The organism is Pseudomonas cyclaminis, assembly GCF_015163715.1.
Lineage (GTDB): Bacteria > Pseudomonadota > Gammaproteobacteria > Pseudomonadales > Pseudomonadaceae > Aquipseudomonas > Aquipseudomonas cyclaminis.
Genome location: NZ_JADDUM010000125.1, coordinates 1 through 16,154, shown reverse-complemented (window position 1 = coordinate 16,154; position 16,154 = coordinate 1). Strand labels below are relative to the sequence as shown.

The following is a 16,154-nucleotide window of genomic DNA, read 5'->3' as shown; positions in this document are numbered from 1 at the left end:
ATGAACGATAACGCGGTCTTACTTGACGACCACAGTGCCTTTCATCATCGAGATGTGGCCTGGGAACGAGCAGAAGAACGCGTAGTCGGTCCCGGCTGCCAGCTTCGACACATCGAAAGTCACCGAATCCTTCTCGCCGGCACCGATGATCTTGGTGTGGGCGATGATGCGGTCGTCACCTTCTTTCAGGTAGTTCTTGTCGATGCCAGCGGCCATGCCGTCAGTGGCAACCGGTTGCATGTTGGCGGCACTGGTCAGCACCCAGTTATGGCCCATTACGTTTTTCGGCAGGTTGCCGGAGTGAGTCAGTTCGACGGTGAACGTCTTGCAGCTCTTGTCGATCACGACTTCCTTGGTGTTGAAGGACATCTGGTCAGTGGAGTCGACGGTGACCTTGCACTCTGCGGCAAGCAACTGGCCGCTCGCCAGAGTCAGCAGGGAAACAGCAACGAGTTTGGCAAACATGTGAATCTCCAAGGCAGGGTTTAAAAAACGCGGATTGCGATAAGGGTGCATCAATCAGGCTTGAATTCTTATGATCTGAATCAACAGATTGTATACAACTTTAGGCTATCAGACTTATCAACACAATCTACCAGCCAAAGTATCAGTACCTGCCTATGATCGGCCCATCACCCACTGGAGTCCGAACCATGCACCTCAATCAGCTGTTCAATGGTCTGCTGGCCGCGTACGCCTGCGGTAAGTGAAGGCAAAGCGCGCTGCTAAGCTGCTACCATAGCGACCCAAGGCAGCTGCGCGCCGCCACCCTCACCTTCGACCCTAGAGGATCGCCCATGGCCAAACCTAATTACTCCTTCGCCAAACGTCAGAGAGACTTGGCCAAGGAACAGAAGAAAGAGGAAAAACTGCAACGCAAGAAAGCTGCTGCAGACGAAGAAGCCGGCGCACTGAACCCGGACGTCGATGCTGAAGAAACGAGCGACGAGACTGAAACACCAAAAGATCCGGCTGAATAATTTCTTTAAAGGTGAGCCGGCTGTTGTGGTGAGCGGGCTTGCCCCGCGCTGGGCTGCGAAGCAGCCCCAACACCTCGCTCCCTTGTTTATCTGACGCAACGCGGTGGCCTTGATGGGGCTGCTGCGCAGCCCAGCGCAGGACAAGCCTGCTCACCACAAAAAACAGCGGCAACTGTTCAATTACTCCAGCGGCATCACCGTCACCCGCACCTCCGGGTCATGGCTCCCTCCCCCCAGAATCACCCCACGCAACGGCGACACATCGGAAAAGTCCCGGCCCCAGGCCAGGGTGATGTGCTCCAGTGCCGGCTGCACATTGTTCGTCGGATCAAAATCCACCCAGCCTGACACCGGGCAAAACACTGAGACCCACGCGTGGGACGCGTCGGCACCGATCAGCCGTGGCTGGCCGGGCGGCGGCTGGGTGAGCAGGTAACCGCTGATATACCGCGCCGCCAGCCCCCGCGAGCGCAGGCAGGCAAGCATCAGGTGGGCGAAGTCCTGGCACACCCCACGACGGCGCTCCAGCACTTCCACCAGCGGCGTGGCGACCTGGGTGGCTTCGGCATCAAAGGTAAATTCGCTGAAGATCTTTTCCATCAACGCCTGCACGCCCAACAGCAAAGGTTCACCGGGCGGGAAGCAACTTTCGGAGAACTCGACGAAGGTTTTTTTCAGGTGCACGTAGGGCGATTCAAAGCGATACCGACAGGCTTCGATTCGCTCAGCCGTCATCGGCTGGCTGCTGTAGGTCAGGCTGTCACGGGTCTGATCCCAGGCCGGTGACTGCTGGAAATCCAGCGCGGGCCGTGCCAGCACTTCCACGGTCAGCCCGGCGTTGACCAGCAGTTCATCATGAGGCCGTTCGAACGCCAGGCGAGTGATCGGGTTGCCGTACACGTCCAGCTCATCGCGGCGCGAGGTCGGCTCCGGGCTGATATCCAGTTGTTGCGAGGTACAGCGCTGCCAGGCACAGGGCCGTGGCCATAAGTGCGCCAACTGCTGGGCCAGGGACACCGGGCTGTCGTAGTGGTAGTGGGTATCGTGAAAAATCTGATAGCGCGCGCTCATTACACCGACACCGTTTGCTGGCTGACATCATCCACATGGGCAAAATGGCGCAGGGCCAGGCGATCCGACACTTGCCCGCTTTCGTCGGCCACCGCTTGCAGCAGGTCGGCCAAACCGTCCAATGCGGCACGTACGCCGGACTCGCCAAACAGCGGGTTCTCCAGGCAGCCCAGGTCGAAACGCGCCAAACGCTCCACCAATGGCGCCAGCCCGGTTTCCCGTGGGACGCCGAAGTCGTCATTAAGGCGACGCACGGTGCGGCTGACCAGCTTGAGCTGGAACAGCACCGCATGGGGGTTCTGCTCGTCCAACAGCAGCAGGTCGAGCACGGGGATCAACTGCGGCACCGCCAGGTAGCGGGAGCGGTAGGTGATGCTGCTGTTACCCAGCTCCAGCAACCACTCCAGGCCCGCCTGATCGAACACCGCCACACCCCGCAGGAACGCCGCCAGGCTGCTGCTCAAGAACTGCAGGCGCTCGATGCGCCGGCCCATCATCAGGAAACGCCAGCCTTCGTCGCGGGTCATGTCGTCCAGGGCAAAGCCGGACAGCGCCGCCAGGGACATCACCAGGCGGTTGAGAAAATCGAGTAATTCGCCAAAGTCCGGCGCTTCACTTTCCAGCTCCAAGGCTTCGCGTTGCAGCTCCACCAGCGCCTGCCAGTTCTCGCGGGACAACTTGCCACGCACCTGGGATGCCGCCCACTGCAAGCGTTGCAGGTTGGCGCGCAGGCTCGATGGCCAGTCGTCGCCGAGCAATGCGGCAAGCAGACGCTCAGGCAACTCACCCTCTTCCGGCAGCAGGCGCAGGTTTTCGCCCAACTCCACCGCCGCCTGCAACGCCAAGGGATCGTCGCCGTCGACGTAACGCGCCAGCACGATACGCAACCAGCGCGCGCTGTCATCGCAGCGCTCGCAATAACGGCCAAACCAGAACAGGTTTTCCACCACCCGTGACGGCAGATAAGGATCGCGGCGCACCAGGTCGTGGGCACCAATCGTGCGCTGGGCACGCCACTGCTCGCCTCCGGCGGCGCGTTCGCCGAGTACCCAGGTGTCTTTGCTCGCACCGCCGCGCTGCATCGACACGACTTCGGCATCGGCCTCGGCGGCCACGCGGGTCAGGCCACCGGGCAATACGCGATAGCCCTCGTCACTGGCCACCGCGTACACACGCATGCCGATGGCGCGGTGCTGCAGGTGGTCATCCACTGTGTGCCACACCGGCGCCTGGGACAGCTGCGCCAGCTCCTGGGCGACGTAGGCGTAAGGCCGCGCCCGCATGCGTTCGGCCAGGGCGTCGCGTTGTTCATCGTTCAGATCGCGACCGAATACCGGGGCGAAACTCTGCGAGGGAAATGCCGGCTTGATCAGCAGATCCGGCAGTTTCTCCAAGGCTTCGGCGAGCACCGGCGCTTCACCGCACCACCAGGTGGCGATGGACGGCAGGATCAATGTTTCACCGAACAGAAATTCGTTGATCTTCGGCAAAAAGCCGAGCAGCCCGGGGGATTCCAGCACACCGCTGCCCAAGGCATTGGCCACCAGCACATTGCCCTGGCGCACCGCATCCAGCAGGCCGGGTACGCCGAGGGCCGAGTCGGTGCGCAGTTCCAGCGGGTCGCAGAAATCATCGTCCAGGCGCCGCATGATCGCGTGCACCCGGCGCAGGCCGCTGAGGGTCTTGAGGAACACGGTGCTGTCGCGCACCGTGAGGTCGCCGCCTTCCACAAGCGGATAGCCGAGTTGGCGTGCGAGGTAAAGGTGCTCGAAATAGCTTTCGTTGAAACGGCCGGGCGTGAGCAGCACGATCAGCGGTGGCTGGTCATCGCCGGGGGCCTGGCGGGCCAGGGTTTCCTGGAGCGTGCGGAAGAAACCGGTGAGGTGCTGCACCTGCAAGTCGCGGTACAAGTCCGGGAAGGCGCGGGACACGATGGTGCGGTTTTCCAGCGCATAGCCGGCGCCCGACGGCGCCTGGGTACGATCGGCCGTCACCCACCAACGCCCATCCGGTGTGCGCGCCAGGTCCACCGCGTACAGATGCAGAAAGGCACCGTCTGGCGGCTGGATACCCTGGCACGGCCAGAGGAAATTGTTATGCCCGAACACCAGCTCCGCCGGCAGCAGGCCTTCTTTGATCAAGCGTTGCGGGCCATACAGATCGGCGAGCACCGCATTGAGCAGGCGTGCCCGCTGGGCGATACCGGCCGAGAGGTGCTGCCACTCATCGGCGGCCAGCACATGGGGCAGCAGGTCCAGTTCCCACGGACGATCGGCGCCCTTGGGATCGGCGTAGACGTTGTAGGTCACGCCGTTTTCCTGGATCTGCCGCGTCAGCAGCGCCTGGCGCTGGGCCAGTTGCGCGGGGGTGCTGCGTTGCAGGTGATCAAGCAGGCGTTGCCAATGGGCACGTACCGCGCCGCTGTCATCCAGCAGTTCGTGATATGTGCCCGCGGTCAGCGGGTAACGGTCGAGCAAGTCGGACATGGAACGCTCGGCAGGGCAAAGGGGGCTCAGGTTAACCTAACAAACACTGCAAATCCCCTGTGGTCCCCGGGATTTTGTGGTGAGTGGGCTTGCCCCGCACGAGGCACGCTCGCTCACTACAAAAGCCTGGGGGCACAGTTGGATTGCGTTCAGTCATTTTTATTGGGGAAACGCCGTAGATCCAAGGTCATGGGTAATTCGTCGTTGATGACGATTGTGGGCACCGGGAGTTTCCCTGGCGTGTGGCCGAGGCGGAAAAACCGTGCCATGCGCCGGCTCTCGGCCTCATTGGCGTTCACCGGCAAGCTGTCGTAATTGCGTCCGCCCGGATGCGCAACGTGGTACTGGCAACCGCCCAACGAGCGTTGCATCCAGGTGTCGAGCAGGTCAAACACCAACGGCGCGTGCACCGGGATAGTCGGTTGCAGACAGTTGGCCGGTTGCCAGGCGCGGTAACGCACGCCCGCGACAAACTCGCCGACTCGTCCGGTGGGTTGCAGCGGCACCGGGATGCCGTTGCAGGTCAGCAGATAGCGTTGCGGTGGCAACCCGCTCAACTTCACTTGCAGGCGCTCCAGGGACGAATCCACATAACGCACCGTGCCGCCTACTGCGCCCTCCTCGCCCAGCACATGCCAGGGTTCCAGGGCCTGGCGCAGTTCCAGTTCGATACCGCTGACGGCGTAATCGCCAACCTTGGGGAAACGGAACTCCAAATGTGCGGCGAACCATTCGGCGCGCAGCGGGTAACCGGCGGCGTTGAGTTCGACGATCACGTCGGCAAAGTCCTGCTCGATAAAATGCGGCAGCAGGAAACGGTCATGCAACTCGGTGCCCCAGCGCGCCAGTTTCGGCGGCGCGTAAGGCTCACGCCAGAACCGTGCCACCAGAGCCCGCAGCAGCAATTGCTGGGTCAGGCTCATGCGCGCATGGGGCGGCATTTCAAAGGCGCGCAGCTCAAGCAGGCCCAGGCGGCCGGTGGCACCGTCGGGCGAGTACAGCTTGTCGACGCAGAACTCGGCGCGGTGGGTGTTGCCCGTCACGTCGATCAGCAGGTTACGCAGCAGGCGATCCACCAGCCATGGCGGGCATTCTTCACCCGGCTCGGGCATTTGTGCGAAAGCGATTTCCAGCTCATACAGCGCATCGTTGCGCGCTTCATCCACCCGCGGCGCCTGGGAGGTCGGGCCGATAAACAGGCCGGAGAACAGGTAGGACAACGATGGGTGGTTATGCCAGTAGCTGATCAGGCTGCGCAGCAAATCGGGGCGGCGCAGGAACGGCGAATCCTTGGGCGTGGCGCCGCCGAGCACAAAGTGGTTACCGCCACCGGTACCGGTATGGCGGCCGTCGATCATGAATTTTTCGGTGGTCAGGCGCGTCTGGCGAGCCTCTTCGTAGAGAAACTCGGTGCGCTCGACCAACTCATCCCAGGTCGCAGACGGCTGCACATTGACCTCAATCACGCCTGGGTCCGGCGTGACCCGGAAGTTGCTCAGGCGCATATCGAACGGCGGCTCGTAGCCTTCCAGCAGCACCGGGCAGTGCAGCTCTTCGGCGGTGGCTTCGATGGCGGCCACCAACTCCAGGTAGTCCTCGACGCGCTCCAGGGGCGGCATAAACAGGTACAGCCGCCCTTCCCGTGCTTCGGCACACAGCGCAGTACGGGTCAGCCAGTCGGCGGATTCATCCACCTTAGGCGCGCGGTCTTCGCTCGGCGCAGGTTCGCCGTGGCTTTGCAGCTGGGCAGTGGTCGGCAACTGCGGTTGATCCTGGTTGGGATCGGTGGGATGCACGAACGGATACTCCGACGCCGTCACCCACGGCTGCGAGGCCAGTGGCAGGCGATAGCCAAGCGGCGAATCCCCCGGCACCAGCCGACAGTGATTGTCCCGCAGGTACCAGCGCCCACTCTGCCAGCGGTCATTGGCGGCGGTGCGCGCCAGCGGCAGTACTTGGCCGATGATTTTATCCAGGCCCTGGCTGAACACTTTGCGCAGGCGTTCACGCTCCAGGTCATCACTCAAACGAGGGTCTTGGGCGGTGACGTTCTGTGGCAACGCACCTTCACGCCACAGGTAGTAAAAATTGTCTTCAAAGGCCGGGAACACAAAACGCGCCGGCAACTTGAGGCGCTCGGCCACACTGGCCAGGAAGCGCCCGGCCATCACGCCATCCGCACCGTAGTCCTCCTGCTCATCGGCAATCAGCGCGCTGTTATGCCAGATCGGCACACCGTCTCGACGCCAGTAGCAGTTGAGCGACCAGCGCGGCAGTTGCTCGCCGGGGTACCACTTGCCCTGGCCAAAATGCACCAGGCCCTTGGGCGCGTAGTGCTTGCGCATACGCTGAAACAGCTCGGCGGACAGGCGACGCTTGTCCGGGCCAAGGGCTGCGGTGTTCCACTCTGCGCCGTCGGGGTCGTCGATGGATACGAAAGTCGGCTCGCCGCCCATGGTCAGGCGCACGTCGTCCTTGAGCAGGTCGCCGTCGATCTGCCGGCCCAGCGCCTGAATCGCCAGCCACTGCTCTTCGGTGTAGGGCTTGGTCACCCGTGGGGCTTCCCAAATGCGCTCTACCGACATTTCGTGGGTGAATTCGCACTCGCACGGTTCCACCAACCCACTGATTGGCGCGGCAGACGATGGATCAGGACTACAGGCCAACGGGATATGCCCTTCACCAGCGAACAGTCCGGAGGTGGCATCCAGGCCAATCCAGCCCGCGCCGGGCAAATACACTTCGCACCAGGCGTGCAGGTCAGTGAAATCCACCTCTGTGCCGGACGGGCCGTCGAGGGCTTTGACGTCGGCGGTGAGCTGGATCAGATAACCGGAGACAAACCGCGCCGCCAACCCCAGGTTGCGCAGCAATTGCACCAGCAGCCAGGCCGAGTCACGGCAGGAGCCGGAGGCGTTATCGAGGGTGAACTCCGGGGTTTGCACCCCCGGCTCCATGCGGATCAGGTAGCCAATGTCAGTGGCCAGACGCTGGTTGAGCCCCACCAGGAAGTCCACGGCGGGCAACGGCGTACGGTCGATGCCGGCCAGGTAGGCGGCAAACTTCGGCGTCAGCGGCAGGGTTTCCAGGTACGGCGCCAGCTCGCGCTGCTCATCGGCGGCGTAGCTGAAGGGGATTTTTTCGGCATAGGGTTCGAGAAAGAAGTCGAACGGGTTGAAGACTGCCATCTCAGCGACCAAGTCCACTTCGATCCGCAGTTCATCGGTCTTTTCCGGGAACACCAGGCGCGCCAGGTAGTTGCCCTGAGGGTCTTGCTGCCAATTGATGAAGTGCTGCTCGGGCAGCACTTTCAGTGCGTAGGACAAAATCCGCGTGCGGCTGTGGGCCGCCGGGCGCAAACGCACGATCTGTGGGCCGAGTTCAACAGCGCGGTCGTAGCGGTAATGCGTAACATGGTGCAACGCGACATGAATCGACACGGCGGCCTCCTGCGAGCCAGGGCATGAACACAATGCGCGCAAGACTTATGCCACTGCGGCGGTCATTGCGCTTTATCGTAAGACCCGGTGCAGTACAGCACCAAAACGGCGCCAACGTACGTGCCGTGGTGCGAGGGTTGCACATATTTGTGGCGAGCGCGTGCAAACAGGTGGTGAATCTACCCAGTCAGCGGCGCTTGGCCTTTGCGATCACCGCTTGGCGCAGATGGCGGATCTCGAATAGCCTCTGGCGCATCTCGCGATGGCGCTTGCTGTTGAGCAGTAGCAATCATGATATTGCCAAACACCAGCACCGCCACCAGCACCAGGATGGCGCCCCCCGAATAGCTGGACTTGAGCGCGGGATCGACGCCGCGCCAATACGTCACGCCGGCCATTGACACCGCAGACGAACCGGAGAAGATCGCCATCAGAATCGCCCCCTTGAACGGGAAAATAGCGGGCGAGGAAACCGTTTATCGAAGGCGGCGCCTTCACATGCGACTACCCGATCCAACGGTTGATTTGACAGACTGCCGAAGGCGACGGATTCCAACAAGTTTTGTACGCATCTCTCGTTGAACCTTGCTGTTAAGTGTCAACAATCCGAGGAATGGGAATAACAGCGCCAACCCATAGAGAACTTTATGAGGCTGGTACTGAACCATTGGAAATACAAACAGTAGACAGAGGACGTAGATACCGACCATCACCCATACCCAGGAGGGTCGGCCCCGCAAAATCATGAAGTTGCTATGGACCGTCAATAGAATGAGCAGCGCCCCGGCAGACATGATCTTGAGCCCCACTTGGGCAATGGGCGCATCACGAAAATAGGTGATGAACGCCAGCGCCACAGCCAACGCCAAAGAAAAACACGCAGCAAATACGCCGCCCATAAACGTCAGAAAGTATTGTCTGAAAAAGTCGCGTAGCGTCATCAATTCGCTCATTCGCTTACCTCCTCGTACAGTCCGATCGCGATGGTGTTGACGTTTCCGGAGTAGGCACTCCCGCCAAACCCGACGCTTGCGCCCAGGACGTCTTTGATCTGGGTAGTGGTGCTGTGCTTGAGCTGCGTAGGGGTGAAACGCTTGGTGAGTTCGCCCGACGCCTGCCTCAATTTGATCATCTTCGCGGTCAAGCTTGGATGGTTGATGCTCAGCAGCTCTTTCGTCAGCTTGGCTCTTTCCTGGCGATTCAAACCGCGAAGCACATCACGCAGGCTCTTGCCCGTCGATGCTTTGGCGGCCCTGACCAGCTTGACCGTCGTCAGGGCCGAAGCGCCCACGCCTGCCAGTGATACGGCGTCCAGCACGATGGACGCATTCTGGTACCAGCCTTCACTGTCGAGCGAATCCTTGACCTCAGGTTTGGCGACTTCCAGCGCTGTTCGGGCAATGCCGTTAAAGCACTGAAGCGTACTTGCGCCAGCAGCCGCATACCCCACTACAACGATGACGGAACTGGCGCCGGCACTGAAAGGCACCAGAATCGTTCCACTGGCGATCGCAGCCCAACTGATGACAGCCCCCAAGCAGGAGATTCCGGTATTTACGGATTCGCCAATCAGTCGGGATTCTCGAGGGTTGCTCACGACATGTTGAGCAAACTGCGTCGGCGCAATGTACTTCTGCGCCTCGCGCAAGATGATGCGCTTGGGCTTGATGCTGCAGATCGGCTTGAATTCACGCAGGGTGATGACGTTGAAGTCGGCGTCGATGTACACCACGCCAGCACCGACGACACCGGGGTCGGCGTCGATGGCGGCGAACAGGCGCGGGAGGTTGATCTGGCTTTCGATGCGCTGGCGCGCCATGAACTGGGAGCGGTTGGAGTCCATGCCGATGCTGAGCAGGGGGTTGCTCATGGTTGTTCGTCCTTGAAAGTGAGGGAGGCCGATAGCGATCTAATGGCCGCCACCTTAACAAACAGACCACCCTCCCGCTAGAAAGCAAAACGCCAGCACGAGGCTGGCGTTTTGCATATTCAGGCTGCGATCAGCGCGGCACAACCGGCTTGCGCGTAGGCTTGCCGCCCTTGCCCTTGGCCGCGTCGGTGCGCTCTTTGGCTGCCTGCTTGTTACGTGCCTGGGCCGCGGCCTTGGCTTGTTCACGTTTGTCCCACGGGTTGCTGCCGTCGCTGCCACGGGGCGGCAGGCCGGTGTGCTGGGTGAGGATCTTGGTGGTGGTTTCCTTGGCGACCTTGTGGCTGCCGGCCGGCGTCGAGTTCTTGCGACGGGCGCTCTGGTAGCTGTCGGTGCTCGGCTGGTGCAACGGGATCAACTGGTCCTTGCCGGAGCCGATCAGGTCGGCGCGGCCCATGCGGGTCAGCGCTTCACGCAGCATCGGCCAGCCTTTCGGGTCGTGGTAACGCAGGAACGCCTTGTGCAGACGGCGTTGCTCCTCGCTCTTGACGATGGTCACCGCGTCGCTCTTGTACGTCACCTTGCGCAGCGGGTTCTTGCCCGAGTGGTACATCGCGGTGGCGGTGGCCATCGGCGACGGGTAGAACGCCTGCACCTGGTCGGCACGGAAGCCGTTGCCCTTGAGCCACAGGGCCAGGTTCATCATGTCTTCATCGGTGGTGCCTGGGTGGGCGGCGATGAAGTACGGGATCAGGTACTGTTCCTTACCCGCTTCCTTGGTGTACTTCTCGAACATGCGCTTGAACTTGTCATAGCTGCCGATGCCCGGTTTCATCATCTGATTGAGCGGACCTTCCTCGGTGTGTTCCGGGGCGATCTTCAGGTAACCACCCACGTGGTGGGTGACCAGCTCTTTCACGTACTCCGGCGACTCGACGGCAAGGTCGTAGCGCAGGCCGGAAGCGATCAGGATCTTCTTCACACCGGGCAACGCACGGGCGCTGCGGTAAAGTTGGATCAACGACGAGTGGTCGGTGTTCAGGTTCGGGCAGATGCCAGGGAACACGCAGGACGGCTTGCGGCACGCGGATTCGATTTCCGGGCTCTTGCAGGCGATGCGATACATGTTCGCGGTCGGGCCACCAAGGTCAGAGATCACGCCGGTAAAGCCTGGGACTTTGTCGCGGATCTCTTCGATTTCGCGAATGATCGACTCTTCGGAGCGGTTCTGGATGATGCGGCCTTCGTGCTCAGTGATCGAGCAGAAGGTGCAGCCGCCGAAGCAGCCACGCATGATGTTCACCGAGAAGCGGATCATGTCGTAGGCCGGGATCTTTTCCTTGCCGTACGCCGGGTGCGGGACACGTGCGTAGGGCATGCCGAACACGTAGTCCATTTCTTCGGTGGTCATCGGAATGGGCGGCGGGTTGAACCACACGTCCACCTCACCGTGCTTCTGCACCAGGGCGCGGGCGTTGCCTGGATTGGTTTCCAGGTGCAAGACGCGGTTGGCGTGGGCGTAGAGCACCGCGTCGCCACGGACTTTTTCCACCGACGGCAGGCGGATCACCGTCTTGTCGCGGGTCATGCGCGGGCTGGCCAGGATCTGTACGACCTTGGCTTCTTCAGGGTCATCCACCGGACCTTTTTCCTGCTCGATGGCGCAGGCCTGGGTATCCTGGGTATTCACGTACGGGTTGATGATCTTGTCGACCTTGCCCGGACGGTCGATGCGGGTGGAGTCCACTTCGTACCAGCCGGCAGGCGTGTCACGGCGAATGAACGCGGTGCCGCGTACATCGGTGATGTCTTCGATCTTGTGGCCCCACGACAGGCGCTGGGCGACTTCGACAATGGCCCGCTCGGCGTTGCCGTACAGCAGGATATCGGCGGTGGCGTCGATCAGGATCGAGTTGCGCACCCGGTCCTGCCAGTAGTCGTAGTGGGCGATGCGGCGCAGGGAGGCTTCGATGCCGCCGAGCACGATCGGCACGTTCTTGTAGGCTTCCTTGCAACGCTGGCTGTACACCAGGCTCGCACGGTCCGGGCGTTTGCCGGCCATGCCGCCAGGGGTGTAAGCGTCGTCGGAACGGATTTTCTTGTCGGCGGTGTAGCGGTTGATCATGGAGTCCATGTTGCCGGCCGCGACGCCGAAGAACAGGTTCGGCTCGCCGAGCTTCATGAAGTCGTCTTTGGACTGCCAGTTCGGCTGGGCAATGATCCCGACGCGGAAGCCCTGGGACTCCAGCAGCCGGCCGATGATCGCCATGCCGAACGACGGATGGTCAACGTAGGCATCACCGGTGACGATGATGATGTCGCATGAATCCCAGCCAAGCTGATCCATCTCCTCCCTGCTCATCGGCAGGAATGGCGCAGGACCGAAACATTCGGCCCAGTACTTGGGATAGTCAAATAACGGCTTGGCTGTTTGCATGACGGTGACCGGTGTTGAGATGAAAAATCGCGGGCGCGGAATATAGCACAAATTTTGACCAATTCCGACCTTTGCAGTCGGAATTGGCGACGACGTTTTTACTCGTCGTCGAAGTTGTAACTGCCCGGCGCCAGGTTTTCGAAACGGGTGTATTTGCCGATAAACGCCAGGCGCGTAGTGCCGATCGGGCCGTTCCGCTGCTTACCGATAATGATTTCAGCGATGCCTTTATGCTCGGTTTCCGGGTGGTACACCTCGTCCCGGTAAACGAACATGATCACGTCGGCATCCTGCTCGATCGCTCCGGATTCGCGCAAGTCGGAGTTGATCGGGCGCTTGTTCGGTCGTTGCTCCAGGGACCGGTTGAGCTGCGACAGGGCAACCACCGGGCAGTTGAATTCCTTGGCCAGTGCTTTCAACGAGCGGGAAATCTCGGAAATCTCGTTGGTACGGCTGTCGCCGCTGGAACCTGGGATCTGCATCAGTTGCAGGTAGTCGATCATGATCAGGGCGATATCGCCGTGCTCACGCACCAGGCGTCGGGTCCGTGCACGCATTTCCGACGGGCTGATGCCCGCCGTGTCATCGATAAACAGCTTGCGGTCGTTGAGCAGGTTGACCGCCGAGGTCAGGCGCGGCCAGTCGTCGTCTTCCAGGCGACCGGCACGTACCTTGGTCTGGTCGATGCGACCGAGGGACGACAACATACGCATGATCAGCGATTCGCCTGGCATCTCCAGCGAGTAAACCAACACGGCCTTGTCGCTGCGCAACACGGCGTTTTCCACCAGGTTCATGGCGAAGGTGGTTTTACCCATGGACGGACGGCCGGCGACGATGATCAAGTCAGACGGCTGCAGGCCGCTGGTCATGCCATCCAGGTCGGTGTAGCCGGTGGACAGGCCGGTGATCGCGTTGTCGGTGTTGAACAAGGTATCGATACGGTCGATCGCCTTGGTCAGCAGTTCGTTGACGCTGACCGGGCCACCGGTCTTCGGCCGGGCCTCGGCGATCTGGAAGATCTGCCGTTCGGCTTCGTCGAGAATCTCTTCAGCGGTACGGCCTTCCGGGTTGAAGGCGCTGTCGGCGATTTCGGTGGCGATGCCGATCAACTGGCGCAACGTGGCCCGCGCACGGACGATCTGCGCATAGGCCTTGATGTTGGCGACCGATGGCGTGTTTTTCGCCAGCTCACCCAGGTAACCCAGGCCACCCACTTGGGAGGTCTGGCCTTCCTTGTCCAACTGTTCGGCCAGGGTCACCACGTCGATCGGCGAGTTCTGGTCGGCCAGCTTGGCGATGGCGCGGAAGATCAGGCGGTGGTCATGACGGTAGAAATCTCCATCCGAGACTTGATCCAGCACGCGCTCCCAGGCGTTGTTGTCCAGCATCAAACCACCGAGCACGGCCTGTTCGGCCTCGATGGAATGCGGCGGCACCTTCAGGGCAGCGGTTTGCAGATCGTATTGCTCAGGAGCGGAGATATCGTTCATGGCCACTTGGAATTTGGGGATCGTAAAAAAACAAAAGGCACGACCTGTAAACAGGATCGTGCCCGATGTTAACTGGCTGACACGCGAGGTGCCAGTCAGTTAGGTGCTGCTTAAGCTGCTACCACTACAACGCGTACGGTGGCTTCAACTTCAGCGTGCAGGTGCACGGCTACGTCGAATTCGCCTACGTTGCGGATGGTGCCGTTCGGCAGACGAACTTCGCTCTTCTGCACTTCAACGCCGGAGGCGGTCAGTGCATCAGCGATGTCGTGGGTGCCGATCGAACCGAACAGCTTGCCTTCGTCACCAGCGGTGGCAGTGATAGTCACTTCCAGCTCAGCCAGTTGGGCAGCGCGAGTTTCGGCCGAAGCTTTTTTGTCTGCTGCTGCTTTTTCCAGCTCAGCACGACGCTCTTCAAACGCAGCCAGGTTGGCAGCGGTTGCAGCGGTGGCTTTGCCGTATGGCAGCAGGTAGTTACGACCGTAACCGGCCTTAACGTTCACTTTGTCGCCCAGGTTGCCCAGGTTGGCGACTTTTTCCAGAAGGATCAGTTGCATGTGAAAATCCTCTAACTTTTAACCTTCACCGTTCGCGTTATCGGCGTCTTTCGGCGCCAGACGACCGCGAAAATCAATCAGGCCGTCGACAATGGCCAAGACCACGAGTAACGGATAGATCAGCTGCATGAACAGCAACAGCGTGACGTACAACCCCACCAGCCAAAACCTGGCCAGGCGCTTGCGCGCAACAAGCCCATGAATCAGGGCCAGCCCGGCAAACACCAGCGGTACGCTGCAAATCGGCGCTAACAAGGCCATCTGGGTCCCGAAGTTCGGTCCGATAACCATGCACGCCAGCAGCAACATCGCTGGTCCCGCGGGGGTTCTGATACTGCGAAACTCGCGACCAAAACCACCCGGGTTGTACAACAACGCCTGCCAATAACGCCCAAGAATCAGGCTCAGCACGCTGACGATCTGCAACAAAGCCGCAATCAGGCCGGTCAGGACCGGGGCAATCAGTGACGCAAACCGCGCTCGCTCATCTACCGACAATTGCTGGTAGAGATCCCCGAGGGCCAGCGGCAGGATCTTGACGATCTCCTGCGCCAGCGCCTCGATTTGCGGGCGGAAAGCCGCGCCAAGCATCACTGAGTACACCAACCCCAATGCCACGCTGACCAGCAGCGTGCGGACCCAGGACTCACTTGCGCGTAAAACCAACGCAAGGCTCGATGACCCCAGCAGTACCAGAAGTACCCGTGGATCACCCATTTGCAGCCACCAGATCAAGGCAGGCAACAAACCCAGGGCAAGAACGCCAAGAGCGTCCTTCAAACCGCGCCGCAGCAGCACAAGGCAACCTGCGGCAGCACCCAACCAATAAAGCAACGGCAACGCCGCACATCCAGCCACTACCAGAGTGGCCTGCACACGACCGCGCATGATGAACTCAGCTAAGGCGCGCATGCATTCAATCCCTTACTACTTGTCGACTGCCCGGTCTCAGCGGCCGTGGCTGTCGGTGTAGGCCAGCAGGGCCAGGAAGCGGGCGCGCTTGATAGCGGTGGCCAGCTGACGCTGATAACGTGCTTTAGTACCGGTGATACGGCTTGGAACGATTTTGCCGGTCTCGGATACGTAGGCTTTCAGAGTGTTGAGATCTTTGTAATCGATCTCCTTCACTTCTTCAGCGGTGAAGCGGCAAAACTTACGACGACGGAAGAAACGTGCCATTTGATAGGCTCCTTAATAAGGTCCGTGGATTACTCGTCAGCGTTATCGCTGCTGTCGCTGTCATCACTATCAGCGCTATCAGCGCCTTCGTGCTCAGGACGGTCGCGACGCTCACGGCGCTCACTGCGGTTTTCTTCAGCCTTGAGCATCTCGGATTGGCCGGTAACGGCTTCTTCGCGACGGATGACCAGGTTACGGATCACTGCATCGTTGTAGCGGAAGTTGTCTTCCAGCTCGGCCAGGGCCTTGCCAGTGCACTCAACGTTCAGCATCACGTAGTGAGCCTTGTGAACATTGTTGATTGCGTAGGCCAGTTGACGACGGCCCCAATCTTCCAGACGGTGGATTTTGCCGCCGTCTTCTTCGATCAGCTTGGTGTAACGCTCAACCATGCCGCCGACTTGCTCGCTTTGATCCGGGTGGACCAAAAAGATGATTTCGTAATGACGCATGAATGCTCCTTACGGGTTGTAGCCTGCCGCTCAAAAACGGTCAGACAAGGAGTGAATGACACTTATGGATCTTGCCGCAGGGGAGGCACATGCGTGCCTGCCAGGTGGGCAAGGGGCGCAATTGTAGAGAAGGGGAAGAAAGCGCGCAAGGTGATTGGTGATTATTTGAACAACCTCCCAAACACCACAAAA

Annotated in this window: 13 protein-coding genes and 1 pseudogene; 1 reads left to right on the top strand and 13 read right to left on the bottom strand. The window is 60.7% G+C overall.

Going from position 1 to position 16,154, the window contains the following annotated elements:
- Positions 1-18: 18 nt before the first annotated feature.
- A complete protein-coding gene (gene azu / locus IQK56_RS16475; protein WP_122308442.1) occupies positions 19-465 on the bottom strand; it encodes an azurin in 447 nt (148 codons plus the stop codon).
- Between the two features lie 332 nt (positions 466-797).
- Between azu and IQK56_RS16470 the strand changes: the two genes are divergently transcribed.
- Positions 798-980 (top strand): hypothetical protein, encoded by a 183-nt coding sequence (locus IQK56_RS16470; RefSeq protein WP_099583660.1) that lies wholly within the window; start codon positions 798-800, stop codon positions 978-980.
- 180 nt (positions 981-1,160) lie between these two features.
- Here IQK56_RS16470 and IQK56_RS16465 read toward each other — a convergent pair whose 3' ends face one another.
- The 12 genes and pseudogenes from IQK56_RS16465 to rpsF all read right to left on the bottom strand — a co-directional run bounded on the left by IQK56_RS16465 (position 1,161) and on the right by rpsF (position 15,962).
- Positions 1,161-2,051: a transglutaminase family protein gene (locus IQK56_RS16465; RefSeq protein ID WP_122308443.1), complete on the bottom strand. Its 891-nt coding sequence runs from the start codon at positions 2,049-2,051 to the stop codon at positions 1,161-1,163.
- Positions 2,051-4,537, bottom strand: coding sequence for a circularly permuted type 2 ATP-grasp protein (locus IQK56_RS16460; RefSeq protein ID WP_193862196.1), 2,487 nt, complete (start codon positions 4,535-4,537; stop codon positions 2,051-2,053). The genes IQK56_RS16465 and IQK56_RS16460 overlap by 1 nt, the downstream gene beginning before the upstream one ends.
- Positions 4,538-4,686: 149 nt before the next feature.
- Positions 4,687-7,977, bottom strand: a complete 3,291-nt coding sequence (locus IQK56_RS16455) for a transglutaminase family protein (protein WP_193862195.1) — start codon at positions 7,975-7,977, stop codon at positions 4,687-4,689.
- A gap of 187 nt (positions 7,978-8,164) precedes the next feature.
- Positions 8,165-8,475: pseudogene (locus IQK56_RS16450) on the bottom strand (hypothetical protein).
- On the bottom strand, positions 8,472-8,930 hold the full coding sequence (locus IQK56_RS16445; RefSeq protein WP_122308447.1) for a hypothetical protein: 459 nt from the start codon (positions 8,928-8,930) through the stop codon (positions 8,472-8,474). Before IQK56_RS16445 ends, IQK56_RS16450 begins: the two are co-directional and overlap by 4 nt.
- A complete protein-coding gene (gene ssp4 / locus IQK56_RS16440; protein WP_150674931.1) occupies positions 8,927-9,847 on the bottom strand; it encodes an Ssp4 family T6SS effector in 921 nt (306 codons plus the stop codon). Before ssp4 ends, IQK56_RS16445 begins: the two co-directional genes overlap by 4 nt.
- Before the next feature lie 130 nt (positions 9,848-9,977).
- A complete protein-coding gene (locus IQK56_RS16435; protein ID WP_122308449.1) occupies positions 9,978-12,281 on the bottom strand; it encodes a YgiQ family radical SAM protein in 2,304 nt (767 codons plus the stop codon).
- A gap of 98 nt (positions 12,282-12,379) precedes the next feature.
- Entirely contained in the window at positions 12,380-13,774 is a 1,395-nt protein-coding gene (gene dnaB / locus IQK56_RS16430) for a replicative DNA helicase (RefSeq protein ID WP_122308450.1), read from the bottom strand.
- Positions 13,775-13,884: 110 nt separating this feature from the next.
- Positions 13,885-14,331: a 50S ribosomal protein L9 gene (gene rplI, locus IQK56_RS16425; protein ID WP_003171376.1), complete on the bottom strand. Its 447-nt coding sequence runs from the start codon at positions 14,329-14,331 to the stop codon at positions 13,885-13,887.
- Between the two features lie 18 nt (positions 14,332-14,349).
- Positions 14,350-15,243 (bottom strand): YybS family protein, encoded by an 894-nt coding sequence (locus tag IQK56_RS16420; RefSeq protein WP_193901756.1) that lies wholly within the window; start codon positions 15,241-15,243, stop codon positions 14,350-14,352.
- A 36-nt stretch (positions 15,244-15,279) separates the two neighbouring features.
- A complete protein-coding gene (gene rpsR, locus IQK56_RS16415; RefSeq protein WP_003171373.1) occupies positions 15,280-15,510 on the bottom strand; it encodes a 30S ribosomal protein S18 in 231 nt (76 codons plus the stop codon).
- A gap of 29 nt (positions 15,511-15,539) precedes the next feature.
- Positions 15,540-15,962: a 30S ribosomal protein S6 gene (gene rpsF / locus IQK56_RS16410; protein ID WP_003171371.1), complete on the bottom strand. Its 423-nt coding sequence runs from the start codon at positions 15,960-15,962 to the stop codon at positions 15,540-15,542.
- Positions 15,963-16,154: the final 192 nt, after the last annotated feature.

Coding starts and splice junctions, on each gene's coding strand:
- IQK56_RS16420 (WP_193901756.1), bottom strand. CDS start 15,243: ATGCGCGCCTTAGCTGAGTTCATCATGCGCGGTCGTGTGCAGGCCACT.
- IQK56_RS16445 (WP_122308447.1), bottom strand. CDS start 8,930: ATGAGCGAATTGATGACGCTACGCGACTTTTTCAGACAATACTTTCTG.
- IQK56_RS16470 (WP_099583660.1), top strand. CDS start 798: ATGGCCAAACCTAATTACTCCTTCGCCAAACGTCAGAGAGACTTGGCC.
- ssp4 (WP_150674931.1), bottom strand. CDS start 9,847: ATGAGCAACCCCCTGCTCAGCATCGGCATGGACTCCAACCGCTCCCAG.
- rpsR (WP_003171373.1), bottom strand. CDS start 15,510: ATGGCACGTTTCTTCCGTCGTCGTAAGTTTTGCCGCTTCACCGCTGAA.
- IQK56_RS16460 (WP_193862196.1), bottom strand. CDS start 4,537: ATGTCCGACTTGCTCGACCGTTACCCGCTGACCGCGGGCACATATCAC.
- dnaB (WP_122308450.1), bottom strand. CDS start 13,774: ATGAACGATATCTCCGCTCCTGAGCAATACGATCTGCAAACCGCTGCC.
- azu (WP_122308442.1), bottom strand. CDS start 465: ATGTTTGCCAAACTCGTTGCTGTTTCCCTGCTGACTCTGGCGAGCGGC.
- rpsF (WP_003171371.1), bottom strand. CDS start 15,962: ATGCGTCATTACGAAATCATCTTTTTGGTCCACCCGGATCAAAGCGAG.
- IQK56_RS16435 (WP_122308449.1), bottom strand. CDS start 12,281: ATGCAAACAGCCAAGCCGTTATTTGACTATCCCAAGTACTGGGCCGAA.
- IQK56_RS16465 (WP_122308443.1), bottom strand. CDS start 2,051: ATGAGCGCGCGCTATCAGATTTTTCACGATACCCACTACCACTACGAC.
- rplI (WP_003171376.1), bottom strand. CDS start 14,331: ATGCAACTGATCCTTCTGGAAAAAGTCGCCAACCTGGGCAACCTGGGC.